The 26,758-nt window shown below is 72.1% G+C and carries 31 protein-coding genes and 1 pseudogene; 15 read left to right on the plus strand and 17 right to left on the minus strand.

The window, feature by feature from the left end:
• Positions 1–162: 162 nt before the first annotated feature.
• The 4 genes from ABEE00_RS24090 to ABEE00_RS24105 are packed head-to-tail and all read right to left on the minus strand — an operon-like array spanning position 163 to position 3,941.
• Positions 163–1,338, minus strand: a complete 1,176-nt coding sequence (locus ABEE00_RS24090) for a M20 family metallopeptidase (protein WP_345747733.1) — start codon at positions 1,336–1,338, stop codon at positions 163–165.
• A 38-nt stretch (positions 1,339–1,376) separates the two neighbouring features.
• Positions 1,377–2,054: a DUF1028 domain-containing protein gene (locus ABEE00_RS24095; RefSeq protein WP_345747734.1), complete on the minus strand. Its 678-nt coding sequence runs from the start codon at positions 2,052–2,054 to the stop codon at positions 1,377–1,379.
• Positions 2,051–2,530, minus strand: a complete 480-nt coding sequence (locus ABEE00_RS24100) for a RidA family protein (protein WP_345747735.1) — start codon at positions 2,528–2,530, stop codon at positions 2,051–2,053. The genes ABEE00_RS24095 and ABEE00_RS24100 overlap by 4 nt, the downstream gene beginning before the upstream one ends.
• Before the next feature lie 31 nt (positions 2,531–2,561).
• Entirely contained in the window at positions 2,562–3,941 is a 1,380-nt protein-coding gene (locus ABEE00_RS24105) for a flavin-containing monooxygenase (protein ID WP_345747736.1), read from the minus strand.
• Positions 3,942–4,157: 216 nt separating this feature from the next.
• On the opposite strand from ABEE00_RS24105, the gene ABEE00_RS24110 reads away from it, so the two are divergent.
• Together ABEE00_RS24110 and ABEE00_RS24115 are read left to right on the plus strand one after the other, a co-directional pair.
• Positions 4,158–4,568, plus strand: coding sequence for a GNAT family N-acetyltransferase (locus ABEE00_RS24110; protein WP_345747737.1), 411 nt, complete (start codon positions 4,158–4,160; stop codon positions 4,566–4,568).
• Positions 4,569–4,719: 151 nt separating this feature from the next.
• A pseudogene (locus tag ABEE00_RS24115) lies at positions 4,720–4,929 on the plus strand (GNAT family N-acetyltransferase); the annotation flags it as partial.
• Here ABEE00_RS24115 and ABEE00_RS24120 read toward each other — a convergent pair.
• Positions 4,856–5,662 (minus strand): HAD family hydrolase, encoded by an 807-nt coding sequence (locus tag ABEE00_RS24120; RefSeq protein ID WP_345747738.1) that lies wholly within the window; start codon positions 5,660–5,662, stop codon positions 4,856–4,858. The pseudogene ABEE00_RS24115 and the gene ABEE00_RS24120 overlap by 74 nt on opposite strands.
• Before the next feature lie 80 nt (positions 5,663–5,742).
• The gene (locus ABEE00_RS24125) at positions 5,743–6,408 is read right to left on the minus strand and encodes a hypothetical protein (protein ID WP_345747739.1); all 666 of its coding nucleotides are present in this window, start codon (positions 6,406–6,408) and stop codon (positions 5,743–5,745) included.
• 259 nt (positions 6,409–6,667) lie between these two features.
• Here ABEE00_RS24125 and ABEE00_RS24130 point away from each other — a divergent pair, with 259 nt between their 5' ends.
• Both ABEE00_RS24130 and ABEE00_RS24135 read left to right on the plus strand, forming a co-directional pair.
• A complete protein-coding gene (locus tag ABEE00_RS24130) occupies positions 6,668–7,333 on the plus strand; it encodes a hypothetical protein (RefSeq protein WP_345747740.1) in 666 nt (221 codons plus the stop codon).
• 153 nt (positions 7,334–7,486) lie between these two features.
• On the plus strand, positions 7,487–7,870 hold the full coding sequence (locus ABEE00_RS24135; protein ID WP_345747741.1) for a hypothetical protein: 384 nt from the start codon (positions 7,487–7,489) through the stop codon (positions 7,868–7,870).
• Positions 7,871–7,963: 93 nt separating this feature from the next.
• Here ABEE00_RS24135 and ABEE00_RS24140 read toward each other — a convergent pair whose 3' ends face one another.
• On the minus strand, positions 7,964–9,175 hold the full coding sequence (locus ABEE00_RS24140) for an acyl-CoA dehydrogenase family protein (protein ID WP_345747742.1): 1,212 nt from the start codon (positions 9,173–9,175) through the stop codon (positions 7,964–7,966).
• Positions 9,176–9,647: 472 nt separating this feature from the next.
• Here ABEE00_RS24140 and ABEE00_RS24145 point away from each other — a divergent pair, with 472 nt between their 5' ends.
• Positions 9,648–10,232 (plus strand): hypothetical protein, encoded by a 585-nt coding sequence (locus ABEE00_RS24145; RefSeq protein WP_345747743.1) that lies wholly within the window; start codon positions 9,648–9,650, stop codon positions 10,230–10,232.
• On the opposite strand, the gene ABEE00_RS24150 is transcribed toward ABEE00_RS24145, so the two are convergent.
• Complete coding sequence (locus tag ABEE00_RS24150; protein WP_345747963.1) at positions 10,233–10,733, minus strand: DUF6194 family protein; 501 nt, start codon at positions 10,731–10,733, stop codon at positions 10,233–10,235.
• Positions 10,734–10,808: 75 nt separating this feature from the next.
• On the opposite strand from ABEE00_RS24150, the gene ABEE00_RS24155 reads away from it, so the two are divergent.
• Both ABEE00_RS24155 and ABEE00_RS24160 read left to right on the plus strand, forming a co-directional pair.
• Positions 10,809–11,531 (plus strand): MerR family transcriptional regulator, encoded by a 723-nt coding sequence (locus ABEE00_RS24155; protein WP_345747964.1) that lies wholly within the window; start codon positions 10,809–10,811, stop codon positions 11,529–11,531.
• Positions 11,532–11,637: 106 nt separating this feature from the next.
• Positions 11,638–12,573: a D-alanine--D-alanine ligase family protein gene (locus tag ABEE00_RS24160; protein WP_345747744.1), complete on the plus strand. Its 936-nt coding sequence runs from the start codon at positions 11,638–11,640 to the stop codon at positions 12,571–12,573.
• A 36-nt stretch (positions 12,574–12,609) separates the two neighbouring features.
• On the opposite strand, the gene ABEE00_RS24165 is transcribed toward ABEE00_RS24160, so the two are convergent.
• Positions 12,610–13,785, minus strand: a complete 1,176-nt coding sequence (locus tag ABEE00_RS24165) for an MFS transporter (RefSeq protein WP_345747745.1) — start codon at positions 13,783–13,785, stop codon at positions 12,610–12,612.
• Between the two features lie 54 nt (positions 13,786–13,839).
• On the opposite strand from ABEE00_RS24165, the gene ABEE00_RS24170 reads away from it, so the two are divergent.
• The 3 genes from ABEE00_RS24170 (at position 13,840) to ABEE00_RS24180 (ending at position 15,592) form a co-directional block, all read left to right on the plus strand.
• A complete protein-coding gene (locus tag ABEE00_RS24170; protein ID WP_345747746.1) occupies positions 13,840–14,643 on the plus strand; it encodes an AraC family transcriptional regulator in 804 nt (267 codons plus the stop codon).
• 273 nt (positions 14,644–14,916) lie between these two features.
• Positions 14,917–15,132 (plus strand): hypothetical protein, encoded by a 216-nt coding sequence (locus tag ABEE00_RS24175; protein WP_345747747.1) that lies wholly within the window; start codon positions 14,917–14,919, stop codon positions 15,130–15,132.
• A 223-nt stretch (positions 15,133–15,355) separates the two neighbouring features.
• A complete protein-coding gene (locus ABEE00_RS24180) occupies positions 15,356–15,592 on the plus strand; it encodes a hypothetical protein (protein WP_345747748.1) in 237 nt (78 codons plus the stop codon).
• 196 nt (positions 15,593–15,788) lie between these two features.
• On the opposite strand, the gene ABEE00_RS24185 is transcribed toward ABEE00_RS24180, so the two are convergent.
• A complete protein-coding gene (locus ABEE00_RS24185; RefSeq protein WP_345747749.1) occupies positions 15,789–16,724 on the minus strand; it encodes an NmrA family NAD(P)-binding protein in 936 nt (311 codons plus the stop codon).
• Positions 16,725–16,826: 102 nt separating this feature from the next.
• Here ABEE00_RS24185 and ABEE00_RS24190 point away from each other — a divergent pair, with 102 nt between their 5' ends.
• Complete coding sequence (locus ABEE00_RS24190; protein ID WP_345747750.1) at positions 16,827–17,381, plus strand: TetR/AcrR family transcriptional regulator; 555 nt, start codon at positions 16,827–16,829, stop codon at positions 17,379–17,381.
• 40 nt (positions 17,382–17,421) lie between these two features.
• On the opposite strand, the gene ABEE00_RS24195 is transcribed toward ABEE00_RS24190, so the two are convergent.
• Both ABEE00_RS24195 and ABEE00_RS24200 read right to left on the minus strand, forming a co-directional pair.
• Positions 17,422–17,958 carry a CHAT domain-containing protein gene (locus ABEE00_RS24195; protein ID WP_345747751.1) on the minus strand — a complete coding sequence of 179 codons (537 nt, stop codon included), beginning with the start codon at positions 17,956–17,958 and terminating at the stop codon, positions 17,422–17,424.
• Positions 17,959–18,067: 109 nt separating this feature from the next.
• On the minus strand, positions 18,068–18,652 hold the full coding sequence (locus ABEE00_RS24200) for an SMI1/KNR4 family protein (RefSeq protein ID WP_345747752.1): 585 nt from the start codon (positions 18,650–18,652) through the stop codon (positions 18,068–18,070).
• Between the two features lie 196 nt (positions 18,653–18,848).
• Between ABEE00_RS24200 and ABEE00_RS24205 the strand changes: the two genes are divergently transcribed.
• Positions 18,849–19,442, plus strand: coding sequence for a class I SAM-dependent methyltransferase (locus ABEE00_RS24205; protein WP_345747753.1), 594 nt, complete (start codon positions 18,849–18,851; stop codon positions 19,440–19,442).
• Positions 19,439–20,449 carry an HNH endonuclease family protein gene (locus tag ABEE00_RS24210; RefSeq protein WP_345747754.1) on the plus strand — a complete coding sequence of 337 codons (1,011 nt, stop codon included), beginning with the start codon at positions 19,439–19,441 and terminating at the stop codon, positions 20,447–20,449. Before ABEE00_RS24205 ends, ABEE00_RS24210 begins: the two co-directional genes overlap by 4 nt.
• Positions 20,450–20,513: 64 nt before the next feature.
• Here the strand turns inward: ABEE00_RS24210 and ABEE00_RS24215 are convergent, their stop codons facing one another.
• Together ABEE00_RS24215 and ABEE00_RS24220 are read right to left on the minus strand one after the other, a co-directional pair.
• The gene (locus ABEE00_RS24215; RefSeq protein ID WP_345747755.1) at positions 20,514–21,938 is read right to left on the minus strand and encodes a sugar porter family MFS transporter; all 1,425 of its coding nucleotides are present in this window, start codon (positions 21,936–21,938) and stop codon (positions 20,514–20,516) included.
• Between the two features lie 10 nt (positions 21,939–21,948).
• Positions 21,949–22,971 (minus strand): Gfo/Idh/MocA family protein, encoded by a 1,023-nt coding sequence (locus ABEE00_RS24220; RefSeq protein WP_345747756.1) that lies wholly within the window; start codon positions 22,969–22,971, stop codon positions 21,949–21,951.
• Positions 22,972–23,199: 228 nt separating this feature from the next.
• Between ABEE00_RS24220 and ABEE00_RS24225 the strand changes: the two genes are divergently transcribed.
• Complete coding sequence (locus tag ABEE00_RS24225) at positions 23,200–24,387, plus strand: ROK family transcriptional regulator (RefSeq protein WP_345747757.1); 1,188 nt, start codon at positions 23,200–23,202, stop codon at positions 24,385–24,387.
• A gap of 158 nt (positions 24,388–24,545) precedes the next feature.
• Here ABEE00_RS24225 and ABEE00_RS24230 read toward each other — a convergent pair whose 3' ends face one another.
• From ABEE00_RS24230 to ABEE00_RS24240, 3 genes are all read right to left on the minus strand, one after another.
• A complete protein-coding gene (locus ABEE00_RS24230; protein ID WP_345747758.1) occupies positions 24,546–24,695 on the minus strand; it encodes a hypothetical protein in 150 nt (49 codons plus the stop codon).
• 5 nt (positions 24,696–24,700) lie between these two features.
• A complete protein-coding gene (locus ABEE00_RS24235; protein WP_345747759.1) occupies positions 24,701–25,018 on the minus strand; it encodes a hypothetical protein in 318 nt (105 codons plus the stop codon).
• A 369-nt stretch (positions 25,019–25,387) separates the two neighbouring features.
• Complete coding sequence (locus tag ABEE00_RS24240) at positions 25,388–25,885, minus strand: LURP-one-related/scramblase family protein (RefSeq protein ID WP_345747760.1); 498 nt, start codon at positions 25,883–25,885, stop codon at positions 25,388–25,390.
• Between the two features lie 235 nt (positions 25,886–26,120).
• On the opposite strand from ABEE00_RS24240, the gene ABEE00_RS24245 reads away from it, so the two are divergent.
• Positions 26,121–26,717, plus strand: coding sequence for a phosphatase PAP2 family protein (locus tag ABEE00_RS24245; protein WP_345747761.1), 597 nt, complete (start codon positions 26,121–26,123; stop codon positions 26,715–26,717).
• Positions 26,718–26,758: the final 41 nt, after the last annotated feature.

The raw sequence follows: 26,758 nt of genomic DNA on the forward strand, positions 1-26,758 counted from the left end.
GGCGCGCATGCGCCACCCCGGGGTGGGGGGGGGGGGGCCGGCCGGGGTGTGCGGGGGTGGGGGGCTCTCCTCGTAAGAAGGGGGCGGGGCCTGTCGCCTCGCCGGTGTGGACGGGCGCGGCCGCCGCCGGGTCCGGCGCGCGGCGGCGGCCGCGCCCGCGCATCAGACGGCTCCCACCGCGGTACCGCGGTCCACGCCCGTCCAGGCCAGACCGATCGCCCCGTCGAGCAGCGCGCGCTGCGCCGTCCCGCCCACGCAGTACGCGGCGAACTCGTGCTGGTGGTTGGTGGCGGGCAGGGAGCCGATGCCGATGTAGGGGTGGATGGCCGGGACCACCTGCGAGACGTTGCCCATGTCGGTGGAGGCGCGGTTCATCCGGTCGGCCTGCCCCGGCGGCGCGAACTCCCGCCCCAGCGCGAGGGCGTTGGCGCGGTAGTGGGCCAGCGCCGTCTCGTCCGCGCGGAATTCCGCGTACGGCTTGCTCTCAGGCTCGATCTCCAGGTCGCAGCCGGTCGCCAGCGCGCCGGCCTCGAAGGCCCTGGTCACGCGCGGTTCCAGCGCGGCGAGTTCGGCCAGGCTCTCGGCGCGTACGTACCACCGGCCGCTCGCGCGCTCGGGGATGGCGTTGGGGGCGTCCCCCGCGTGCGTGACCACGCCGTGCACCCGAACCGAGGAGGGCAGTTGCTGGCGCAGCAGTCCGATGGCGACCTGCGCGACGGTGAAGGCGTCGGCCGCGTTGACCCCCGCCTCCGGGTAGGCGGCGGCGTGTGCGGACTTGCCGGTGTAGGACACCTTCGAGTGGCTGACCGCGAAGGGCCGGGCCTCGGCGACGTCCACGGGCGCCGGGTGCGCCATCATCGCGAGGTCGACCCCGGCGAAGGCGCCGCGGTCGAGCATCTCGATCTTGCCCCCGCCGCCCTCCTCGGCCGGTGTGCCGTACACCTCCACGGTCAGCCCGGCCTCGTCGGCCACCGCCGCGAGGCCCAGTGCGGCACCGACCGAGCCGGCCGCGATCAGGTTGTGCCCGCAGGCGTGGCCGAGCCCGGGCAGCGCGTCGTACTCGGCGCACAGCGCGATGCGTGTGGGCCCGCTCCCGAAGCGGGCCAGGAAGGCCGTCTCCAGACCGAGGTAGGAGGGGGTGACCTCGAAGCCTGCACGCTCCAGCAACTCCGGTACCGCGGCCGCCGCCCTGTGCTCCTCCCAGGCGGTCTCCGGGTCCGCGTGCAGCCGCTCGGACAGGGCGATCAGTTCCTCGGCGCGGCGGTCGACGGCCCGCCGCGCCGCCTCCTTGAGCGGGTGCGTCTCCTTGAGCGGGTGCGTCTCCGTCGGCGTGCTCATCTCCGTCCCCGTCGGCGTGCTCATCTCCGTCCCCGCACTCACCGCTCGTCGCCCGGAACGCCGTACGAGGGCGAGGTGGCGGGGTCCAGGCCGCGGGTCACGTAGTCGTCGCGCTGCGGCAGCCAGACCTGTACGAGGTCGGCGAGCCGGTCGATGGGGTCGTCGGCCCAGTCCACCCGCAGGTCGGTGACCCGCCAGTCCACGTCGGCGACGACGGACAGGCCCGCTGAGTGCACGGGCCCCTCCTCGCCGCCCGCGGCGACCGCGGCCTGCATGGCGGTGATCAGCCGCTCCTCCAACTCCCCCTCCGCGTCGGCGAACGCCTCCAGGAGAACGCCGGGGATGTGTTGGCCGGAGAGCATGTTGCCCGCCGCGACCGCGCCGTCGGCGGTGGCCGAGGCGTGGGTGCCCAGCGTGTGCGGGCCGCTGTAGGCGAACCCGGGCCCCGTGCGGCCGAGCACGGTGAGCTGGCGGTACTCGATGGTCTTCGCGTACCGGGCGGCGCCGGTGACCTCCGCAAGGGCGCGTTCCGCTTCGCCGTGCTCGGCGAGCCCGGCCAGCAGGCTCGTGCCCAGCGTCGGGTCGGTGATGTTCTGCGAGGCCGCGGCGCCGACGCCGGGCTTCAGGTGGGCGCAGCGTGCGGCGACGGCGGGGCTCGACGAGCTGACCGCCATGCCGAACCGCTCGCCGTCGCGGGCGATCAGGGAGAATGTCATGCCTGCTCCTCCTCGGCGTTGTCCGGGATCACGGCGACCGCGTCGATCTCGCACAGCCACTCCGGGCGGGCCAGCGCCGAGACCACGAGGCCGGTGGAGATGGGGTGCACGCCCTTGGTCCAGCGGCCCACGGTGCGGTAGACGGCCTCGCGGTAGCGCGGGTCGATCAGGTAGATCGTCAGCTTGACCAGGTGTTCCATCCGGCTGCCCGACTCCTCGAGCAGCATCTTGATGTTGGCCATGGCCCGTTCGGCCTGCGCCTCGGCGTCGCCGATGCCGACCGATTCGCTGGTGTCGAGGTCCTGGCCGATCTGCCCGCGTACGTAGACGGTCCCGTTCGCGACGACGGCCTGGCACAGGTCGTTGTCGAGGTTCTGCTCGGGGTAGGTGTCGCGGGTGTTGAAGGGCCGGATGCGGGTGTGGCCGCCCGCGGTGATGGGGGGCTTGGCCCGGGGGCCGTCGCTGGTGGAGGTCATCAACTGCTCCTCGGTTGTGCTGCGTTGCCGTCTACTGCGGTGCGGGTACGGTGCTGCGCTGGCCGGCGGCCGGGTCGCCGGTTGCGTCGCCGGCCCCCTCGGCGGTCCCGTGCTCGGCCCCGTACGCGAGATAGCCGCGCCGCGTCGCGATGTGGTCGGCGACGTGCCGCGCGTCGTGCCACACACCCCAGATGAAGCTGGAGCCGCGGCGCGAGAGCCAGGGCAGGCCGAGGAAGTAGACGCCGGGCTCGGAGGAGATCCCGCGCCGCTGGTCGGGGCGCCCCTTCTCGTCGAACGCGTCGACCTGCAGCCAGCCGTAGTCGGCGGCGAAGCCCGTGGCCCACACGATCGAGGTGACCCCGGCCTCCGCGAGGTCGAGCTCCAGCCGCGGGTCGGTCGCGCACTCCGGGTCAGGGCCGAGGATGTGGGCCTGCGGCTCCTCGGGGAGGTCGAGCCCGTTCGCCTCGACGTACGCGTCGGCGGCCCGCAGGAGTTCGAGGTACTTCTCGTCGCCGCCCGCGATGTTGTCGGCGAGGTCGGGCGCGAAGTGCAGTACGCCGTCCTCGTACGAGGCCGTCATGCCGAGGAGTTCGATGCCGCTGGCCGCCAGCGCGCGGAAGTCCACGGTGTGCCCGCCGCGCGCGCCGCTGACCGCGATGGTGACGTGTGCGGCGCCCTCGGGCGGGGTCTCGGCGTCCCAGCGGCCGAGCACGCCGAGCCACCAGCAGAAGTCGCGGCCGCGGTACTGCCGGGGCGGGCGGTCGTGCGGGCCGACGGAGAGGAAGACGCGCCGTCCTGAACGGCGCAGCTCATCGGCGATCTGCACGCCCGAGGAGCCCGCGCCCACCACGAGCACCGCACCCTCGGGAAGCTGCCGCGGATTGCGGTAGTTGCTGGAGTGGATCTGCTCGGCGACCGCTCCCCCGGGGACGATCGGCGGGATCACGGGCCGCTGGAACGGCCCCGTCGCCGAGACCACGAAGCGCGCGTCGATCGACCCCTGGGAGGTCTCCACCCGGAAGCCGGGCCGTCCGCTGTGCCGGCGCACCGAGGTCACCTCGACGCCGGTGCGGACGGGAGCGCCGATCTTCTCCGCGTACGCGACGAAGTAGTCGGCGACCTGCTCCTTGGAGGCGAAGCCGTCGGGGTCCACGTCGGGGAACTCCAGCCCGGGGAACCGGTCGTGCCACGCGGGCCCGTTCGCGACCAGGGAGTCCCAGCGCTCCGAGCGCCAGCGCTCGGCGATGCGGTGCCGCTCCAGTACGAGGTGCGGTATGCCCTGGTCCCGCAGGTGCTCGCTCATCGCCACGCCGGACTGCCCGGCGCCGACAACGACGACGTCGGTCTCCTCGACGTCCGTTCCCTGGACGTCGGCCTTGTCGACCTCGACTTCGGTTTCTCCACTCGGCATGTCAGCCGGCATGTGTGCCTCCACTCAGGCGGTAGTCCATCCCGGAGTCGCGGCGCCTGCGCTCTCGCACGCAACATCCTCAGCCGCACCCGCACTTCTGTCGAACATATGTTTCTGTTGAGAGTGATCTGATTTATTGATGCGGGTCCGTTGCCTGAGTTCGGCGCCGGGCATCAACGCGCGGCGCTGGGCCGCCAGTTGAGGGATGCTGGCCCGATGAGCGAGACGATCACCTGCACATGGCGCGGCACCCTCACCGACGAGGAGATGGTCGGCCTCGTACGGTCACACGGCGGCCATGCCGTCGAGGGCTGGTGGCCGCGGATCCGGCAGCACAGCCTGGGCTGGGTCGCCGCGCGCGACGGCGAAGGGCTCCTGGTCGGCTTCGTGAACGTGGCCTGGGACGGCGGCGACGACGCCTTCCTCCTCGACACCAAGACGCGCGGCACACATCAGCACCGCGGCATCGCCACCACCGTGGTCCGCCACGCGGTCGCCCACGCGCGGGCGGCGGGCTGCGAGTGGCTGCACGTGGACTTCGAGGCGGGGCTGGGGCGCTTCTACTTCGACGCCTGCGGATTCCGCTCCACGGAGGCGGGGTTGATCCATCTGCCGTCGGCCGAGTGACGGCGAACGGGCCGCCCCCGCTCCGCGGCTCCTCGGTTCAGCCCTTCACCCGCTCTCCCGCGCTGCGCTCGACGCAGAACGCGTTGCCCCAATGGTTCGGCCCGATGGTGGGGGTTCCCGGTTTCGAGCGCGCCGTGGGCCAGCACGGCGCATCGGCCGTACGTTGCTGGCGGAGGCGACACACAGGTTCGTGCACGGCCCACGCCGCATCGAGGTGATCACCTTCGGGCCCGACCACCCGGGCGCCGTCGCCAGCGGAGCACGCGCCTTCTACGAGAACCTCGGCTTCACCCCGGCCGAGCCCGCCGACCCGGGCCCGGAGGGCGGCTCACGCCAGGTCTACCGGCGCGAAGTGAGGTGAGGTGAGGGAGCAGCTCGTCCAACGAGCGGATGGCGCACGGCACTTCGGCAGCTCCCTCCTCCCGGGCTCGGCCTCCGCGGTCCAACAGCACCGCGGCCAGCCCCGAGGCCCGCGCCCCCGCGATGTCCGTCTCCGGCGAATCGCCCACCATGAGCGTGCACTCGGGACTCGCCGACAACGCCGCGAGCACGGCGCCGAACGCCTCCCGCGCCGGCTTGGCGTGACCGAGTTCCTCGCTGATGAAGAGGGAGAGGTGCGGTAGGTGCCGGTCGAGCCCCAGCGCCCGGATCTTGCGCCGCTGCCCGTCGGAGGGCCCGTTGGTGAACAGGGCGCTGCGGATCCCTTGCCGCTCCAGCGTCGTGAGCGTGGGCAGTACGTCATCGAAAAGGTCGATGTCCGAGTTGGCGCTGTCGAGGAAGAGCGCGTTCAGCTCGGCGGAGATCCGCTGGACGAGGCCGGGGTCGGGGCCGGCACCTGGGCCTGGGTCGGCGACATGCGCGGCCACGATGCGCGAGAACCGCCCGATCCGGTACGCCTCCTTGCTGATCCGCCCCTCGGCGAACTCCTTGAACAGCGGCGGCTCATGCTCCTCGAACTCCCGCCAGAAGACCTCCGTACGCTCGATCCCGTACTCCCGCAGCCGCGCTCCGGCTCTCTCCTGCGCGCGCCGCCGGGCGCCGCGCTGGTCGCACAGCGTGTCGTCGAGGTCGAAGAGCACGGTGTCGATGGCCATGGCGTTCCCCCTGCGAGCCGGCGCCCGAAGTGAGCGCACACCTGACCCTCTCACCCGGCACTGACATCGGGCCTCCCGGCTCAGATCCGCGTCACCGGCTCCCGCATCGGAGCGGTCCGCGCGGCGCTGCGATATGCGGAGATGCCCACCGCCAGCAGCCAGTAGCTGAACAGCGCGCCCATCAGCGCGGTGGTGCCCCAGCCGTTGGCCGCGTAGAAGTGCGCGGGGGTGTTGCCGAAGAACAGGGACGGTACGAAGGCCAGGTTGATGCCTGCCAGGACGAAGGCCGAGCGGCCGGTCCAGCGCGGCAGCAGGCGCGTACGGAAGACGAGGAAGCCCACCGCGGTCAGGAACAGCGCGAGCAGCAGGCGGGAGATCGTCCCGTAGAGGATGTAGGTGCCGCTGACCGCGATGGTCGGATCGATCCGGTGGTCGGCGGCGATGACGGCGCCGGCCTCCAGACCGCTGGAGACCAGGGTGATCGTCGCGTACACGAGACCCGCGGTGAACGCGATCGAGCCGGCCCACTCGTACGCGGGGCTCACCCGCCTGACCAGTTCGCGCAGCACCGTCACGAACACGAGCACGCAGACGAGGGCGAGGATGCCGAGCAGGAGCCTGACCAGCACGTTCGCGTCCGGCGGCGGGCCCGAGTAGAGGAAGTACAGCGGCACTTCGACGATCAGCGCGGCCGCGGCGGCGATGCCCGCGAGGCCGGTTAGGCGCCGCGCGAAGGTTTCCGTCATGGGGTCCCCCGGTGGGTGAGGCGGATGGCTCGTCGGCCCGTTCGCCGACGCTAGGCACCCTGCCGGGCGCGGCCGTCGCCGTCGCTGGGCCTGGACACCCGAGGCGGGTACCGCCAACAACACCCGCCCGGGAACGTCCTTCACCCCTTCGCGGGGTTCCGGGGAATCGCCCCGTAAGCGCGGCCGAACCGCTCTAACCTTCGACGCACAAGACGCACAAGGGACGAGCGGGTCTTCGGAAGCTTCGGAAGGGAAACTGATGCCGACGACCGTGGTGGGCTTCCGGCTCGGGGACGATACGCGCAGCCGCCAGACCACGCTGCTGGTGACCGAGAACGGCCTGCTCCACCACGCGCACGGGGTCTACGGCCACCGCGGCACCTGTTCCAGACCCCGCGTACCCACCGGCGAGCACCCCGTGCGCACCCACATCGCCGCCCTCCGCCGCTCGCACGACAAGGCCCTGCGCGCGGGGCACACGCGCGTCCTGATCCCGCCGGCCAGCATCCGGCTGGACCTGGAGGAGCCACCGCTGGCCAGGCGCCCGTACGGCCCCGATGCCCCGCAGCCGTATCCGGAGCTCATCGACGCCTTCACCGACGCCGCGCCCGCCGCGCCCCGCGAACTGCAGTCGGCCATCCGGGACTTCTACGACGCCATCGGCCTCCCGACCCGGCCCCCACGCCCGGCCCCACCGTCCAAGTCCGCCTCCGTGCCGCCCCTGGTCGCGCACGCGCTGCGCGCTCTGACCCGCGGAGAGCAGCTCGACGCCCGTCTCCGCGGTCCCCTCGGCTACACCATCACCCCGGACGCGGTGCGCCTGCACGCCGGGCGTGCCGGCGAGGACTTGGACTACCCCCAGGTCGTCCAGCTCCAGGCCGCCCTCACGGCGTGGCTCCATTTCAACCAGCCGCGACGGTCCTAGGGGGTGTCGCGCGGGGACGAACTCCGGCGCCTCCGCCGCGCATCTCCGGTTCGCGCCTCCGCGCCACGTGTGCCGCGCCTCCCTCGTACGAGGCCACCACCCCTCCAGCCGCACTCCACGTGACAAGGGCTCGGCGCGGTCGTTGAGTCAGCCATGACCACGACTCGGAAGATTGTCACAGTTGTCGGGGCTGCCTCCGCGGCCGTCGCCACCGTCCTCGCCGCTGGGCCGCCCGCGGCGGCTGAGGGCAAGTGGTGCAACAACTCCGTCTGCATCGAGACCTATGACCACGGCACCTACCTGGGCAGGGTGGAGGTCTCGGTCGTCAACACCAACCAGCCGAACCGCATTTCCGCACGCGTGTGGACCACCGACGGCTGGAGCGCCGACACCAAGGTCGAGGACGTCGCCAAGTTCCGGACCTACCGCGATCAGGCCTACCCGCAACGCCACTTCCCGGCGGGCACCAGGCTGTGCGCGGAGGGCTTCCGCGGCGGCGAGAGCGTCGGTCTGCCCTGCGTGACGATCACCGAATAGCTCCGGCGTCGGCGACCGACGCGTGCGGCGTTGCGCTGCGGGATTCGCGAAGCCGGCGGCACCAACCGCAGCCGCAGCCTCCGATGACCCGGGTCAGATCATGAAGGTGGGCTGGTCGGCGATGCCCAGCAGGCTCCGGCCGTAGATCTCCCGGGCCAGGTCGGGGTTGACGACGCCGTGGCGGGAGGCGACGCCCAGGTCGCGCCAGATCCGTTGGAGGGGGTTGGCCAGGGCGAAGCCGCTTCCGCCCGCGACCGAGACCAGGCGGTCCACCGCCTCGCGGCTGCGGACCGCGGTGACCCCGGTGTCCATGCGGACCCGGGCGCGTTCCGCGACCGTGAGGTGCCTGCCCTCGGCGCAGGCGCGGTCGAGGTCGTCGGCCGCGCGGTAGGCGTGCAGGTGGGCGGTGTCGATGAGGGACGCGGCGTCGGCGGCGGCGAGTTGGACGCTCGGGGCGTCCGCCAGGCGTTCGTACGTGCTCAGGGACATGGGCTTGCGTGCCGCGGTATCCAGGGTCAGGTCGAGGGCGCCGCGGGCCATGCCGAGCAGGGGCGCGACGACCGTGAGCGAGAGCACCGAGGCGACCGCGCCGGCGATCAGCGGCTCGTCCGGGTGGCGGGAGGCATAGGCGCCGGTCAGCACGCTGTTCAGGTCGAGTATGCGGTGAGCCGGTACGCGTACGCGGTCAGCCACCACGGTGCTGCTGCCGGTACCCGCCATGCCCGCCACGTGCCAGGTGTCCTCGACGGCCACCTCGCCGGTCGGCACCACGGCGAGCCGGGGCGCCTCGTCCGCCGCGCCCGGGGCGAGGGCCAGGATCACCCACCGGGCGTGGTCGATGCCCGAAGTCCAGTTCCAGCGGCCCGAGATGACGAGGTCGCCGTCCGCGGTGCCTGTGCCTGTTCCCGTGCCGGACGGGGTCAGGGAAGCGGCCACTCTGGCGTCCGGGTCCTGCCCCCAGATCTCCTCGCGCGCCGGGGCCTCCAGCATCGACGCGATGACACCGCCGCCCGCGAAGATGATCGCGATCCAGGCGGCGGAACCGTCGCCGCGGGCCAGTTCGGCACTCACCTCCATGCAGGTACGTACGCCGGCGCCGGGGCCGCCGAGCGCGCGAGGGGTGCCGAGGCGCAACATCCCCGCCTCGCGCAACGCGTCGACGGCTTGATCCGGGACCCGGCGCAACCGTTCCCCCTCCTCGGCGTGCCCGGCCAGCAACGGCACGACCCGCTGCGCGGCCGCGGTCAACTCGGCGCGCAGGGCTGCGTCTTGGGCAGGCGCGTACGGGGGCGAGGACTCGATCATGGGGGCTCCGTGGGGGTGGGGGCGGTGGGTGTCGGCGCGTGAGGGTGCGCGTCCCGGCAGTGGCCCCGGGGCGCACCTCTCGTGGTCAGCAACCTAGGGAGGGCGGCGCGGCTAGGGAAGCAACATCGGCGCCATACCCCAGAGTCGGCGCCACATCCGGCCGTCGGCCTCCCCCGCGCTCCAGAGCCCAGCGTGACGGCGTACGTGACCCACCCAAGCGCGCCGTCCGACAAGCCGGCGAAATCCCGCTGGTCAGCGCCCACTCACAGAAGGGGGCCCTCCAAGGAACGCCGGGGCCCACGGTGCGGTCCGCGCTGCCCCGTACCCCTGGGGACTGACGCGGCGCGCGCCGCGCTTACGCCGTAGGGCCGACCGGCGTTCATGCCCGGGCCGGACGCGGCGCCGCGGGACCTGCGCGAGCATCAGGGCATCGCACGACACCCGTGTCGCCGCAGATCGAGGAGTGTGCCGCGTGCCTGCAACCATCCCCGGCTCGGACAGTGCCCCCACCCGTAACCCCGCCCCCGGGCGTCACCTATCCGGCCCCGGCCGCGCCGCGAGCCGCACCGTTCCCGGCGTACCGGACTGGGCGCGGTGGGCGGCAGCGGCGGTCGTCTGGGCCTCTCTGCCCTCGTCGCTGTGGCGGATCGCCGTCGTGGTGGGCGTACCGCTCGGGCTCGGGCAGTCCGAGTACGAGGCGATGCTCCTGCCCGGCTGGGGCGTGGTCGCGCTGCCCCTGCTGTCCCTGGGCCAGGAGGGCCTGGCCTTTCTGACGCTCGGGCTGGTACGGCGGTGGGGCGAGGTGTGGCCGCGCTGGATGCCGTACGTCGGCGGCCGGACCGTAGCCGTACGTGCCGCGGTCATCCCGGCGACGTTCGGCGCGCTCGCCTGCAGCGTCTACGGGGTGCTGCTCGTGTGGTCGACCTTCCACGCCGAGATGGACATCACCTCGTGGGGCATGGCGCTCCTCACCGCCTGCTACCTGCCCCTGGTCGCCTGGGGGCCGCTGCTGGGCGCGGTGACCGTGCACTACTACCGGCGCCGCACCGGTCGCTGATCACCCAGCAGCGGCCGGATCCGTACCACCGGCCGCCCGGCTCGCCGCACTCCGCCGTTCCGCCCTGCGCCTGGCGTCCTCGTGGGCCCGGCGCAGGAGGCGGGCGGCCGGTGCGTGTGCGCTCGGGTCGGGGTTGATGATCGACACCCAGCCCTGCGCACGGTAGACGGGGTGCGGGAAGACGGCGTCGGTGGCGGCGTAATCCCACGGCGTCGCCGCCCCGTCCCCCGGGTTCTCCCCTGTGAGCTCGGCGAACGTCTCCGTACCGACGTGAATGTTCAGCCGCCAGCGGCCGGGCCGGTCGAGGTCGCTCGCGGCATCCCCCGGGTAGTTCTTCGTGATGATCGTGGCGTACGGCTGCTCGCGCTGCGGTACCTGGCCGTCGGGGGCGTAGTAGAAGAAGTGGTCGCCCCACGCGATCTCCGGGAACGCGCTGCCCTCGGCGGGGGCCAGTTCCAGTACGCCGTCGAATCCGCGGAGGGTGTTGAGGAGTCGGTCCATACTCATGGTTCAAGTGTGTGGTTGAAGTGCTTATGGAGGGTTGAGATGGACCGGGTGGACGAGGCGGCGACCCCCATGAGCACCGCTGCCGTCGCGGCGGCGTCGGGCTACTCGGCGCAGCAGGTGCGTGACCTGGAGGCGTTGGGCGTGATCCCCGCTGCGGCGAGGGCGGACAACGGGTACCGGCACTTCTCCGGAGCGCATGTCCGCGCCCTCCACGCCTACCGCGACCTCGCGCACGCCGTGGGGCCCGTCGACGCGCGAGCGGCGATGCGGGAGCTCCGCCTCGTGGCACCTACCGAGGGCGCGGCGTTGATCTGCGGCTTCCATGCGCGGCTGAACGAGGAGCGGGAACAGGCCCTCGCGGCGCGCGCCGCGCTGGAGTCCATCCGGAGCGAGGCCGAGGCCGACGCCGACGTCGACGAGCCCGCGTCCGAAGCCGACTCCATGACCATCACCGAGCTGTCCCAGGCCCTGGGCGTCAGGCCCTCCACGCTCCGCTTCTGGGAGAAGGAGGGTCTGATCGTCCCCGAGCGGATCACCACACGAGCGGGCACAGCACGCCGCTACCCCCTCCCGGCCATCCGCGAGGCACGCATCACCGCGGCCCTCCGCGCCGCCGGCTACCGCATCCCCGACGTACAAAAGGCCATCACCGCACTCCGCGACCTCAACGAGGTGACCCACTCCCTGACCGCGCTCGACACCCGCCTGGAGTCCATCACCCAGCGCTCCCTCGCGCTGCTGCGTGCGGGAACGCTGCTGGCGGGAATCATCGAGTCGAAGGGGACAGCGTGACGGTGACGGTCGTTTTGAGGGTGATGTCATGGCTCGGCGGGAATCGACGGGGTCAGGGCCGCGGAAAGCGCGGGTGGGAGTGGTCTGTTGCCCCAAGCCCCACCCCTTGGCGCACGAGAACGGGGCAGCGGCGGAGGATGAATTCGCCGCCGACGCCGTCATGGCCGCTTTGGGACGGCTCGGTTACGCGGGCCAGCGCTTCGGCGACGTACGGGAGTTGGCCGCCGCACTTGCCGCAGGGCACCGCTGGGACACCGTTCTCAATCTGACCGAGGGCCCCTATGGCCGCGAGGCCGAAGTGCCTTCGCTGCTGGGGCTGTACGGCATTCCCTGCGTGGGCCCCGATCCGCTCACCGCGACCCTCATCCAGCACAAGGCGCTGGCCAAGCACATGCTGCGCGCCGCTGGCCTGCCCACCGCCCCTTTTCACGTGGTGGATGACGTCGCCGCGCTGGAGTCACACGACTTCTCCTACCCGGTATTCGCCAAGCCGGTCGGCGAGTACAGCAGCAGGGGCATCGATGCGAGGTGCCGCGCTCACGATCCGGCGCAATTGCGGCGCGCCGTCGCCGGCCTCTTGTCTACGTTCCGCCAGCCCGTCCTCGTCGAAAACTATTTGCCGGGGCGGGAATTCAGCGTCGGAATCCTGGGCACGGGAACCGCGGCACGCGTTCTCGGCGTGCTCGACATCCGCCTCGGCGAACAGGCGGAGGGCCTGTACTCGTACTCCGTCAAAAGAGCCGGAACCGCCGAAGCCGGCTATCTGGGCTGGCACCTCGCCGACGACCGAGAAGCCCAGCAGGCCGCCGAGAGCGCGCTGTCGGCCTGGAAGCTTCTCGGCTGCCGCGACGTCGGCCGCATCGACCTGCGCGGCGACGCGCACGGCCGCCCCCACCTCCTGGAGATCAACTCGCCACCTGGGCTGTGCCCCGACTGGTCGGACCTGGTGCTGCTCACCGCCCACCTCGGCTGGAGCTACGACGAACTGATCGACGCGATCCTCACCTCGGCACTGTCCGGGCAGACGGAACGGGAGAGCTGAACACGTCCCGCCGCCGGTGCACGCGGAACCAGCTCATTACGCCTCCTGCCGTTCCCCCACCGCAAGTTGAGGCTCGTACGCCGCCGGCTCAGGCAGCCCGCGGAAGAAGAGCCAGCTCAAGGCCGGCATGGCTATCAGCGGGGTCAAGGCCGTCTGGAGGGTCGTGGTGTCGGCCACGCGTCCCAGCACCGGGCTTACGAGGCCGCCGATGCTGACCGTGAGGCCGAGGGTCACGCCGCTCGCGGTCCCCATGCGGGACGGCAAATAGTCCTGGCCGAGGGTGACTTGGAGGGAGAAGGGGACGTACAGGCCCGCGGAGGTGAGGGTCACGAAGAGGAACATGGCCGGGCCCGGTACGTACACCACCCCGGCGACGGCGGCGGTCGAGAGCAGGTAGGACGGGCGGCAGACTCGTACGCGGCCGAAGCGGTGGGCCAGGGAGCCGCCCAGCACCGAGCCCACGGCCCCGCCCAGGAACAGCAGGAAGAGGGCAGCGGTCCCCGCGCCGTCACCGCCCTGCACGCGCTGCCGCGCATAGAGGGAGACAAAGGTGCTCAGCCCGATGAAGACGACGGAGCGGGCGACCACGCCCAGGGACAGCTTCACGAACGAGGCCACGTCGTCGCCGGCCCCAAGGACCCGGGACGCGGAGGCGTCGACCCGGCGCCGACCCAGCATCCGCAGCGCCGGCACACACAGCACCGCCCCCACCAGCGCAGGCAGCACCAGCACCGGCGTCCAGCGCAGCGAACCGTGTCCTATCACCGCCGACACCATGAGGGGAGCGAGCGCGAAGCCGACGTTCCCGCCGAGCGAGAACCAGCTCATCGCGCGGTGGCTGCCCCCGCTCGCCAACCGCGCCACGCGGGCGGATTCGGGGTGGTAGGCGGCGACGCCGATCCCGGAGACCGCGACGAAGACGAGCGTGAGCCCGTACGAACCGCTCAGGCCGCTCAGCGCGATGCCCGCGCCCCCCAGCAGCGTGCTCAGCGGTAGCAGCCACGGCATCGCCCACCGGTCGGTGAGCAGGCCGAACACCGGCTGAGCCACCGAGGAGATGAGGGAGGCGGCGAGCACGATGCCGGAGGCGACGGCGTAGCCGTAGTCGCGTTCGGCCACGAAGAAGGGGATGAGCGCCGCGACGGCGCCCTGGTAGATATCGACGCAGGCGTGGCCCACGGCCAGCAGGGAGATCGAGGGGGTTCTCAGCACCCGTTCATGCTGGGCGGCGCGTACGGTGTCCCGCTTTCGATAGATTGCCAACCGATGCCGAACTCCCGCCAGCCGCCCCGGCTCCGACCCCAGCCCCAACCCCACCCCCGACCCGGTCGGCAGTCCCGCCACCAACCCGTCGCGCCGACCCGTACCCAACGCCTCGCCTCCGGCGGCGAGATCGACGCGCACCGGCATGACGACCACCAGATCGTGTACGCGAGCCAGGGCACCATCGCCGTGACCACCGACGCGGGGTCCTGGGTCGCGCCCGCGACCCGCGCGCTGTGGATTCCGGCGGGATCCGTCCACCGCCACCAGGCCCACGGCGAACTCGACCTCCACCTCGTGGGGTTGCCGGCGGCGGAGAACCCGCTCGGGCTCGAGGCCCCGGCCGTCCTCGCCGTCAGCCCGCTGCTGCGCGAGCTGATCGTGGCCTACACGCGTACGCCGGGCGACGAGAGCCCGCCCCGACTGCGCCTGCGCGCGGTCATGCTCGACCAGCTCAAGGTCTCCCCCGAGCAGCCGCTGCACCTGCCGGCCCCCACATCTCCCCTGCTCAGGGAGCTGCACGACATCCTGCGCGCCGACCCGTCCGACAACCGCTCCCTCGACGCGCTCGGCCGCCAGATCGGCGCGAGCGCCCGCACACTCTCCCGCCACCTGCGCGCGGAACTCGGGCTGACCTACCCCCAGTGGCGCACCCAGGTCAGGCTGCACCACGCCCTGGTCCTCCTGGCCGACGGCACCCCGGTCACCGCGGTCGCGCACCGCTGCGGCTGGTCCTCGGCGAGCGCCTTCATCGAGGTCTTCCGCCGCACCTTCGGCCACACCCCGGGCGCCCGCCCCGCCGCCTGAGGCAGGGCGTCGCACGAGGGGGTCGCACGAGGACCTCGTACGAGGGGGTCACGGGACCTCGTACACCCGGCTCCCGAAGCCCTGAACGGCCATCCGGGGGGGGCGCACGAAACCCGCAAGTGCCCGCTCCCGACGCTCTCATGACACCCCATCAGCGCGCGGTGGGTGCTTGCTGTGGTTGCTGTTCGAGTGGTCTTTCGCGGGCTGCCGCGCAGCGGGGCGCGCCGGGGGAACCGTTGGCCGCATTCGCCGGTCACAGCCTGAGGAGGCTTCATGCACACACGTAGTGTCCTCGCGGCGGCAGCCCTGGCCGCCGCCGCCGTTCTCGGGAGCGCAGCCGCTGCGCTCGCCGACGTGCCCCCGCCAGCCGACGTTCCGCCGCACCCGCAGGGGGACGAGCACGGCGCGCTCAACGAGGCGGTCAACGACGTGTCCGAAGAGGTGCCCCACCAGGTCCCCACCTCTGACGACCTGGAGCTGCACAGCTAGGGCCCGCATCCCGCGTAGGACTCGCCTCCGACGCGAAGCCGTCATGGACGGACCTGCCCCCTTCCCGCCCCGTTACGTGGCCGTACGCCTCAGGGCAAGCCGGCGGGGGCGGCGCGGATGAAGCGGCGCCGCCGTCCGGGTGGGGCGGCGGCGCGCGGCACATCGGAGGGGCGACTGAGGGCAGTCGGTTCGCACTGATGTACCTGAGCTTCAGGAGGCACTGATGCGTATTCGTACTGCTCTCGCTGCTTCGGGCATGGTCGTGGCGGCCGTACTCGGCGCCGCCGGTACCGCCGCGGCCGACGACGAACCCGGCCTCAGCTTCCACGACGGGTCGGCGATCAACGGCTCCGACATCGTCACCGGCGACACCGCCAACACCGACCAGGGCCCCTCCATCGGCTCCCCGAGCGGCAACTACAAGGACGGCGGCTTCGACCACGCCGGCTTCAGCGGCTGACAGCCGCTGACCGCCGCAGCGCACCAGCTTTCGGGCCGGCCGCGCGATCGGTTTCCTCCGGTCGCGCGGCCGGCCCACTGCGTTCACCGCCGGGCAGGCACGCGGGCCGCCGCGCACCTTAGCCGCATGAACAGGCCTTCCACGTACGGGAGTTGAGCACGGAACCCCGTACGTGCCGCCAACACCCCTGACGCACTCAGCCCACGGGCGCCCGCATGTGCTCCCGCGCCCACTCCTCGAAGCTCGTGAGGGGAATGCCGAGCTCCCTCGCGTACTGCGCGCGTGCCGGTTGGCCGACCACGTTCAACCACTCGTGACCCGCGCCCATCGGCGGCATTCCGGCGGCGACGGCCTCCTGCTCGGTCATGTCCGGCGCGGTCAGCCGCGTGCCCAGGGCGCGGGAGAGGATCCCGGCGATCTCCGTCATCGGCAGGTAGTCGCTCGCCAGCTCCAGCTCGACCCCGTCGAACCGCTCCGGCGTCGTGAAGGCCGCGGCCGCCGCGGCGCCGATGTCGTCCACCGCGACCACGGACAGGCGGGTCTCCGGCTTCAGCACGCTCACCAGGCCGCCCTCCACGCCGCGCGGGAAGAGGAATCCCATGGACGGGAGGAAGTTCTCCATGAAGAAGCTCGGCTTGAGGAGCGTCCAGTGGGGGAAGCCGGCCGCGCGCACCCGGTCCTGAATCGCGCTCTTGGCACCCAGGGTGGCTTCCATCGCGGCCCATCGGCCCTCGTCCCAGCCGGGAGCCTCGGTGTGCGGGCCGGCGCCGGAGACGGAGGTGTGCACGAACTGCGGCACTCCGGCCGCCTTCGCGCCCTCGACGAGGTTGACGCCCTGGGCCACCTCCCCCTCGAAGTCGAAGCCTTCCGCGGTGGCCTCTGGCATCTGTACGGAGAAGACGGCGCGGGCGCCCTCGGCGGCCCGGATCACCGCATCGCGGTCGTGGAGGTCGCCGATGACCAGGTGGGCGCCGGACGCCTCGACGGCCTTCGCCCGGTGGGTGGAGGGATCGCGTACGAGGGCTCGTACGGGAACCCCTGCCGCGAGCAGCGCGCGGGCGGTGGCCCCGCCCTGCCTGCCGGTGGCACCGGTGACCAGGACGGGGGCGGCGTGCTCGAAGTGTGCGGACATGGCGCTTCCTCGGCTTCCTCGCGATGAAACGGCGGGGCCCGCCATTTCTGCTCGGTTACGATACGGCGGGGCCCGCCACTTATCAATCCCGGAGGTCACGCCATGCCCGAGCACCGGCGCGCGGACGCACGACGCAACTACACGCGCATCCTCGCCGTGGCCGAGGAAGAGGTCGCGGCGCACGGCGCGGACGCCTCCCTGGAACAGATCGCCCGCACCGCCGGGGTCGGCTCGGCGACCGTGCGCCGCCACTTCCCCACGCGCCGCGCGCTGTTGGAGGCCGTCTCCCACAGCCGGATCGAGGCGCTGTGCGGTCGCGCACGCGAGCTGGCCGACCAGGGAGACAGCAGGCGCGCCCTCCTGGAGTGGCTCGGCGACGTCGTCGCCTACTCCGTCTCCGCCAAGGGGCTGGCGACCGCGCTCGCCTACGACGGCCCCGTGCACGAGAACAGTTGCTCGGCGGCACTCGAAGAAGCGGCTGACCCGCTGCTGCGCCGCGCCGCGCGGGACGGCGCGCTGGCCCCCGGCGTCACCGCGGCCGACCTGATCACGCTGATCGTCGGCATCGCGCTGGCCACGGAGCACTATCCGGATCCGGGCGCCGAGGCGGAGAGGCTGTTCCGGTTGGCCGTGACGGGCCTGAGCCCGCAGAGCTGAACGCAGGGCTGATCGTGGCCTTGACTCCGGTCCACGGTCCTCAGGCCCACAACCGCAGCATCGCGGTGTCCCCGCCCAGAGTCCTCGCCCTGTCGACGGCCTCGGCCAACGGGGCGCCCATAGCGAGCAGTTGGTAGTAGAAGGCGGCGGCGAAGGCGATGACCGCCGTGGCGTCCGGATATCCCTCGGGTGCGATGTACGCGCGGCATCCGCCGTCGAGGAAGGCGCGGGCCATGGCGTCGGTGCCGGTCACGCAACCGGTGCTGAACACCACGCTCCCGGCCGGCGCGCCCAGCGTGGCCGCGCGCTGCGGGGTGAGTACGTCGTTGAAGGGCTGCTGCGCCGCGATGCTCGGGGCGAGTTCGTCCAGCAGGATGCCGCGCTCGTCGCCGTGGCAGGACAGCAGGAGGTGTTCGGCCCGGCTCAGCGTGCCGTTCAGTACGTCGGCGAGGTGGCGGGGCGTGCCCGCGGGCAGCAGGCGTACGTCGGCGTCGTACGCGGCGAGCAGGTCGCGCAGCACGTAGGGCTCACCGCCCGTGGCACCGATGGCGACGACATCTGCGGTGGTCACGAACATCGCGACGAGCCTCCCGGGCGTCGGTCCTCGCACTCATGCCACTCAGCCTTCCCAATCCGTCGGCGGTCCCGGCAAGTTGACTTCCCAGCCGTACGCATCGCCACGTCGCTCATTCCATCCGTCGCGCCACCTCGGTGAGGAGGCCCGCGATCCCCGGCCACGCGGGGTCCGGGTCGTGGCCGGTCGTGGTGTAGCGGATCAGGCACCCGTACCGCGGCCCGGCGCGCAGGTCGGCGAAGAGGCCGCCGCCCATGCCGTCGCCGGCCACGGGGAGCCACTGCGGCAGCCACAACGGCGCGGCCTCGGCGGGGTACCCGGTGCCCGCGGGGTCCAAGGCGCAGGCGCCGAGCCGCTGTTCGAGGAGATCTCCGGTGCCGGGCGACGCGGTGGCGTACAGGGCCTCCAGGTGCATGCGTCGCCGCGCCAGCGCTTCGCCGAGCGGACGCGGATCGCAGGAGTACGGGAACAGGCGGAACCACCCTCCGCCACGGTCGGGCACGACCCCGTCCACCGTGCTCCACCACGCGGCCGGCGCGGCGGGCAGAGGGCGGCCGGTCTCGTGTTCCGCCTGGCGCAGCAGAGCCGGGTCGGCGGGCGGATTCAGCCTGGCGTGATACGCGGCATGGTGGCGGGACAGGGACCGCTCAATCTGGCGCCAGGCGATGCCCACTTCGCTGACTTGGCTGTCGTCCACGGACATTCACCTCTCGTCCGGCGGCCTCCTGGGCTGGTACTACTTCAGCGACTGCATCCTCCACCGCTCCGACGCCTTCTGGGTGGAGATAACGGACTGACCGACCGCCCGCCCGCCCGCCGGCTGCGCGGCCCCGTTCCCCGGAGTCCGCGCAGGTCGGCGGGCATTGTCAGTGGCCGGTCGTAGGGTGCGGAGCATGAGCGGTGTGCAGGAGTATTACGCGCGCGAAGCCGGGGCTCTGGCCGAGCGGTATGAGGGGCTGAGCTTCGAGGCGGTGCACCACGGCGTCCTCGGCCACCTCCCCGAGCCGCCGGCGCGGGCACTGGACGTGGGCGCCGGTACGGGCCGGGACGCGGCGGCCCTGGCGCGGCGCGGCTTCGAGGTGGTGGCGGTCGAGCCGGTGCCCCAACTGCGCGCCGTGGCCCGTCGCCTGCACGCCGAGGCCCCGGTGACGTGGATAGACGACGCGCTCCCGACGCTGGAAAAGCTCACCGGGCCGTACGACCTGATCCTGCTGTCCGCGGTGTGGATGCACCTGGAGGAGGGCGAACGGGCCCTGGCCATGAGCCGGTTGAGCGCCCTCACCGCCCCCGACGGCCGCCTGGTCCTCACCCTGCGGCACGGGCCGCCCCCACCGGAGCGCCGCATGTTCGACGTACCGGCCGGCGAGACCATCGAGCTCGCCGAGCGCTGCGGCTTCACCCTCGTCCACCAGGGCACGGACACCGACCAGTTGGGCCGCGCGGAGGTCCACTGGAGCGAGCTCGTGCTGCGGAAGGTGGGGACATGACCTATTCCAGCTTCTATACCGCCGACCCTTCTCCCCGCGCGGCCTGGCGCCTCGCCGTGCTGATGGGGGCCAACTCGCGTACGTACAAGTTCGCGCTCGGCGACGCCCTGCTCGGCTGCGCGGCGCAGGGCGAGCGGGAGGTGCCGCTGGCGGAGCTCGCCGCCTCCTTCGCCATGGGCCTCGTCGGCCATGCCCCGCACGCTCCGCAGGCACCGCAGGGGACCACGTCCGGGGCCAACGACCTGCTGACGATCGTCGCGGAGGCCGCCGAGGAGAGCCGTCGCCTGGGCCGGCCCACCGAAAGACTGCTGGACGCTTCCGTACGCTCCATTCCCCGCATGGTGCTGCAGAAGTTCCACAACCTCGGCGGCGCCCAACTCCCCCACCACTTCTACGAGATGGCTGGCAGTGGGCGCACACGCGTCGTCCGCCTCACACCCGAGCTGCTCCGCCTGGCCCAGTCGGATCAGGCGGCGGGCCTGCGCGCGGAACTCAGCGCGCGGTGGAGCATCGTGGAGAGCTCCTTCGCGACCCGCATCGGCCGCTCCCTGATCGACGAGGGCGTCAGCGTCGACTGGCCGACACTGACGCTCACCGACAGGCGCAGGCGCCGCTCGGTCGCCAACGTCCAGACGGCGCTGGTCGGATTCCAGCACGGCCGCTGCCTGCTGTGCGACCACGTCATCAGCCCCGGAGACAAGACGGCCGTCGACCATGTCTTCCCCTTCGCGCTCATGCAGCGCTTCGGCAGCGTGGGCGGCTGGCACGGCCCGGACCTGGACGCCGTGTGGAATCTCGCCCCCGCGCACGCCACATGCAACGGCACCAAGAGCGACCGGCTCCCCGACGGTTGGGAGCTCGAGCGCCTCGCCCGGCGCAACGAGGCGATCACGAGCTCTCCCTACCCCCTGCGCACCACGCTGCGCCGCACCCTCGCCTCGGCGGGCGGCCGACGCATACCGAGCTGGAGGGATTTCCTGCACGAGGTCCAGAAGCTCTGCACGTGATCGGGCGTACGTGGCCCGAGCAGTCCTTGCGAGGCGGCGCCTGCCGGAAACCGCCCCCCACTCCTCACGAAGCCCCCCTCCACCGCCCCCCGTTGTCCCAGTAGCTGCGGATCTCCTCCAGCGAACGGCCCCTCGTCTCGGGGGCCATGCGGTGCAGGAAGAGCAAGGCGATCAGGGAGAGGAGGGTGAAGACGCCGAAGCTGAAGGAGCCGCCGAGGGTGCGCAGGATGCCGGGGAAGGCGAAGGTGGCGATCAGGTTGGCGGTGAAGTCGGACAGCAGGAGCGCGGCGGCGCCGACGCTGCGGAGCCGGGCGGGGAAGGCCTCGCCGGTGTAGACCCAGATCAGGGAGCCGATGCCGAAGTAGAAGCCGATGTAGAAGACGCTCATGCCGGCGACGGCCAAGTAGCCGGTGAGGGTGGTCTGTTCGGGCTGGGCGAAGACCAGGGCCATCACCAGATGGCCGACGATCATGCCGGTGGTGCCGATGAGGAGGGGACGGCGGCGCCCCCACCGGTCCACGACCAGCATCGACACCACGACCCCGAACACGGCCGTGAGCTGCACAAAAGCGGAGACCAGAATGGAGTCGGCCTCGCCGCTGATGCCCGCGGTCTTGAAGATGGTCGGGCTGTAGAAGAGCACCGTGTTGTTGCCGGTGATCTGGACGAAGAAGCCGAAGGCGATGACGAAGAACGTGGCGCGCGCGTAGCGACGGGTGAAGATCTCCCGGAAGCGGCCCTGTTCACCGCCGGTGACGTCGGCCCGGATGGCGTCGAGGCGGGCGGTGCCGTCCGTACGCGGGTCGATGCGGCGCAGTGTGGCGAGCGCTTCGTCGTAGCACCCCTTCATCGCGTACCAGCGCGGGCTGTCGGGGAAGCGCAGCATGGCGACGCAGACGAGCAGGGCCGGGAGGGCCGACAGGCCGAGGATCGCCTCCCAGGAGCGGGTCGGCGCCAGGAGCCAGGCGGTGAGCATGGAGAGCACCACCCCCGCGCTGACGAAGAACTGGTAGGCGGCGCCGAGTTTGCCCCGGTTGCCGTCGGTGGCGAACTCCGAGATGAACACCGGCACGACCACCGTGGACAGCCCGATGGTGACGCCCAGGAGAAGGCGTACGACCGTCAGCCACCACACGCCCCACGGCACGGCGCTGAGCGCGGCGAAGAGCGCGAACCCGGCGGAGAGGATCACCATCGTCGCCTTGCGGCCCAGCTCGTTGGCCATCCGCGGGCCGATGACGGCGCCCAGGATGCTGCCGAAGACGACGATGGAGGTGATGACCGAGATCCACAGGGTGCTCAGGTGGTAGTCGTCCTCCAGGAAGAGGAGCGCGCCGCTGATGGAGCCGCTGTCGTACCCGTAGATGAGCCCGATCACCGCGGCGACCAGCGTGACCTTCGCGCCCAGCGGCCGGGGCTGCCGCTTCCCCTCTCGTACGGAGTCGGCGCGGGCGCGGCCCGCCGGGGGCGGGGAGTGCAGCTCGGTCATCGCGCTCTCCTCAACGGGCCGCGGGCTGGGGGACGGTGACGGTGGCGCCGGTCTCCAGGGAGCGGTGCACGGCGAGGACCACGTCGGTGACCGCGGCGCCGGTCTCCAGGCCGGGGGCGACGGGTTCGCCGTTCTCCAGGCGGGTGACGAAGTCCTGGACCATCCAGGTGGGCGGGCCCTGGAGGCGGCCGTCGATCTCCTCGCCGAGCAGCCCCGGCCAGCGGAAACCCTCGGGCCCGGCGTGGCGCACGCTCTGGTCCTGCAGGTCGACGTAGACGGCCGACTCCTCGCCCACGGCCTGGAATTGGAAGTCCACGGGGGACGGCATGGTCTCGGGCAGCACCCAGGTGGAGGTGAGGTTGGCGGTGGTGCCGTCGTCGAAGGTCAGCAGCGCGTGGACGACGTCCCAGGTGTCCACGCCGCGCGCGGCCAACTGCCCGCGCGAGCCGCGCGCGTCGACGCTGGTCACGGTGCGCCCGTTGACCCACAGCGCCGCGTCCACGGTGTGGCTCATCAGGAACCAGGCGGGCGAGGAGCGCGCGGCCCAGCCGATCATCTTGGTCGGTACGTAGTAGGTGTTGCTGAGCAGGATGTTCTGGGTGAGGACGCGGCCGAGCTGACCGCTCGCCGAGAGCTGGTGGATGCGGCGTACGGCGGGGTTCCAGCGGTTCTCGAAGCCGACCATGCACTGCACGCCGCTCTCCCGTACGGCAGCGCGGATGGCCCCTACGTCCTCGGCGGTCGTCGCCAGGGGCTTCTCCACCAGCAGGTGGAGCCCGGCGCGCGCGGCGTCCACGGCGGCGTCGCGGTGGGCGAAGTCCGGGGTGGCCACGATGACGGCGTCCAGGTCCTCCGCGCCGAGCATCGCGCGGTGGTCGCCGTAGGCGGCGAGGCCGAAGGCGTCGGCGGCCTTGCGGGCCGCCGGTTCGCTGATGTCGCACACGGCGCGGACGTCGGCGCCGGGGAAGCCGCGCAGCGAGTGCGCGTACATCCCGCCGCGGATGCCGCCGCCGATGATGCCGATCTTCTGCATGGGGACCTCGCCGGGGATCGGGGGTGAAGGGGCTGGGGTGAGGAGTGGAGGGGAGGGGAGCGGAGCGGCCGGTTCCAGGTATGTTCACGATCCGTACTAACCACGGAGACGTCAAGGGATGGGGTCGGAAAGTTTCCCTGTGGCACGCGGGGCGGTAAGTTCGGAGCCGGGCGATACCGAGCAGCACTACCGAGCGACACCGAGACGGCACGGGGAGTCGGGAACGCGATGGGCAGGACCAAGGCGGCGGCGAGTCTGGGCGAGACCGGCTGGTCGCACGCCCGCATCCTCCAGGCGCTCTACGACCTCGGCCCGCTCTCGCGCGCCGACCTCGCCCGCGTCACCGGTGCCTCCCGCAGCACGCTGACCGCGCTGGTCCAACAGCTCGTGGACCAGGGCCTGTTGGCCGAGCAGGACTCCCGCCCCAGCAGCCCCTCGGGCGGCAAGCCCTCGCGCCCGCTGTGGATCGCCCCGCACGCGCCCCCTGTGGCCGTCGCCCACCTGCTGCCGGGCCGCCTGGAATGCGCGCTGGTCAGCGCCGGAGGGGAGCTGCTGGCCACCGCGCACCGGGAGTTCACCCCCGACGCGCGGGCCGCGACCACGGCGCTGGTCGAGGGCCTGCGCGCCGTACTGGACCGCGCCGACACCCCTCCCCTGGGCGTCGGCGTCGCCGTCGGCGGCATGGTCGACACCGACACCGGAACCGTCGTCCGCGTCGCCCTCGCCCCCGAACTCGACGGCCTCCCCCTCGCCGAGACCCTGCGCGCCGAACTCTCCGTCCCGCGCGTCTGCGTGGACATGCACCCGCGCGCCCAGGCGCTCGGCGACCGGTGGTTCGGGCAGGGGCGCGGGCGCAGCCGCTTCGCCTCGCTCTACACCGGCGAGGCGCTCGGCGTCGGCCTCGTACTCAACGGCGAGATCCACCGCGGTCCCGCCGGCACCGGCGGCGAGATCGGGCACAGCATCGTCCAGCTCGACGGGCGCCCCTGCCACTGCGGGCAGCGCGGCTGCTGGGAGACCGTCGCGGGCCACGACTGGCTGCGCGCCGAGGCCGCGCGGCTCCGCCTGCCCGGGGCCGCCACGCTCAGCGCCGCGCCCCTGGTGCGCATGGCCACCGCCCGCGTACCCCACGCCGAGGACCTCCTGGACCGGTGGGCGGCCAACCTCTCCGCCGGCCTGGTCAACCTCCACCAGATCTACGCGCCCGGCCTGTTCATCCTCCACGGCGACGTCGTCGCGGGCGGCGAGGACCTGCGCCACCGCATCGAACACCACCTCCACACCCGCATCCCCCCACACCCCGCGGGCCCACCCCGCGTGGCCCTCACCACCCTCGACGACCACGCGACGCTGCTGGGGGCGGCGGGGCTCGTGCTTTCCGAGCGGTTGGGGGAGATGAGGGGCGCGGGACGCTGAGCGGGCGCGGGTGCGAGGGCGGGCGGAGAGTTCACGGCGGACGCCACGGCAACGGCTCGCCGACGCCGAGGGCATCACCTCCGCCGCGGCGAATGGTGAGTGTTACCGCTCGCCGATACCAGAAGAGCGCTTCTCTTTCCGCTCGAAGAGCAGCGAGACTAGGGCTCGGTGACGGCCACGGTCGCGATCGCACTGAGCGCGGGGAGTCCCTCGGACAAAAACGCGCGGAGAGTGATTTCCTCGCCCGTGCGCAGCATGCTCGCCTTGAACCGGAGGCGGAGATCGCTGAGCCATTCGGACAGCGACATACGCATTACGCGACCTTCCACTGGTCGTCCGCCCCCGCCGCTTCGCTGCACTGCATGCGCCAAGCGTTCAGGACACTCGCGACCGACGCCAGGTGCTCCCTGTGCACCCGCCGCATACGCCGGAGCTCACGGAGAACGGTATGGAGCATGTAAGCCCCGTAGGCGGCCCACAGCGCCAACTGAAGCACGTGGCCGTCGACGGCAGTGCCGATCAGCACAATGGCCAGGCAGACCGCGTAACCGACCGTCGCTACCCGCATCATGCGAATCCTCCGCCGGGGCGTCGCGGACCACGGGGCTGGGCGGCGGCGTCCGTCGGTCATGATTCGCGTTCCTCTCCGTGTGGGGCCCGGTGACCCTAGGCGCCGACCGGCCGCCACGGAAAAAACGATCAAGACGCTTGTTGCATAACTCACGCACCGGCAAACCATGGCGACGCGACGGCGAAAAAAGAGGTCCGCATCCTGGCCATGAACCTCGGCCGCTCGCCCAGACGAGCCTGTGGGGCATGCGGCCTCGACTGGCCCCGCGCCACCGCGGAAATCGCCCGCGCCGGCGGGTTGACCGTGAGCGCGCGCTGCGAGGGCATGCTCACGCCGCGGGCTGCCCGGCAGCGGCGTCCTCGCGCCGGACGCGCCCGGGCCCGGCCCAGGCCCGCCGAGGCCCTGGTCGTCGTCCTCAGTCGTCTTTTCTCAGTCGTCGTCCTCGGCCCGCTCGACCAGCCGGTCCACGCAGACGGTGATGCCGAGGAGGAGCGGTACGTCGACTCCGGGGCCGTCGGGGATGTCGACCGCGTACGTGTCGCGGACGCGGAACCACTTGCGGGAGACCCGGGCGAGACGCTCCTCGCCGAGCTCGATGTCGTACTCCTTGCCGATGAGATCGCCGCGGATCTCCAGCTCGTCGCCGCCGGCCAGTTGGGCGCGGTAGACCTTGCGGAAGGGCGTGAAGTGCTTCTCGCGCACCGTCGCCAGCGTGTCGCCGCCGCGCTCCACGGTCATCGTGTCGCGCACCCGCAGCAGCTTCTTGCGTACGACCGCGACGACCTCGCCCTGCGGATCCTTCAACTCGAAGGTCTCGCGCACCCGCAGCGCCTTCCCGTCGACGAGGAAGACCTTCCGTCCGTGCTCGTCCTCGACCCAGAAGTCCTCGCCGATCCCGAAGACCCGCTCCCTCACCAGATATTTCATGGCCCCAGCCTCCCATCACCGGGGTGCGGGCCACCCCGGCCCCCAACCTTCCTCAGCATGGCAGCACTTCATGTGCCGTCCACGGCCCCGCGCACGCAGAAATGCCGTTGACCGGAAGTGAGCGGGGCTCCTGGCGGCGCCGGCTATGGGGCGGTTTGAATAATCCTGGTCTGCCGCGTGATCAGCGGCATGGGCCGCGTACGACCGACCACGTACGAATCGGGGATGTTCCCGCATGACGACCGAGACCTCGCCCCCGCCCGAGTCCGGGGCGGCCCGCCGCATCACCGACGGGCTGGAACCGAAGAACTGGATCCTCGCCGTCACTCTGCTCGTCGGCTGGCACGCGGCGGGCTGGGCAGGGGTCGGCTGGGGCGTCGCGGGCGCGTTGTTCTCGGCCGTGATACCGACGCTTTTCATCAAGTACGGCATGCGCAAGGGCTATTGGGGTGACCGGCACGTCGGCGACAGATCCGCCCGCGTCCTCGTACTGCCCGTGATCCTGGTATCCGTACTGAGCGGCTTCGGGCTGATGCTGGCCTTCGGCGCCCCGCGGGCCATGCTCGCCCTGATCGCCTCGATGCTCCTCACGCTCGCGGTGCTGGCCGCCATCACGATGGCATGGAAGATCTCCGTACATCAGGCGGTCTCGTCCGGCGCGTGCGCCATGCTCGCCGTGACGTACGGTCCGTGGGCGCTGCCCTGCTTCGCCCTGGTCGCCCTCGTCGGCTGGTCCCGCATCGAACTCCGCGACCACACCCCCGCCCAGGTCGTCTCCGGCACTCTGCTCGGCGCGGTGATCGCGACGGGCACTTTCGTGCTGCTGCGCTGAGGACGCCTGCCTACCCGGGCGGGGCGCGTCGGCCCTCTTCC

The sequence above is a fragment of the Streptomyces odontomachicola genome (genome assembly GCF_039605595.1).
Classification (GTDB): domain Bacteria; phylum Actinomycetota; class Actinomycetes; order Streptomycetales; family Streptomycetaceae; genus Streptomyces.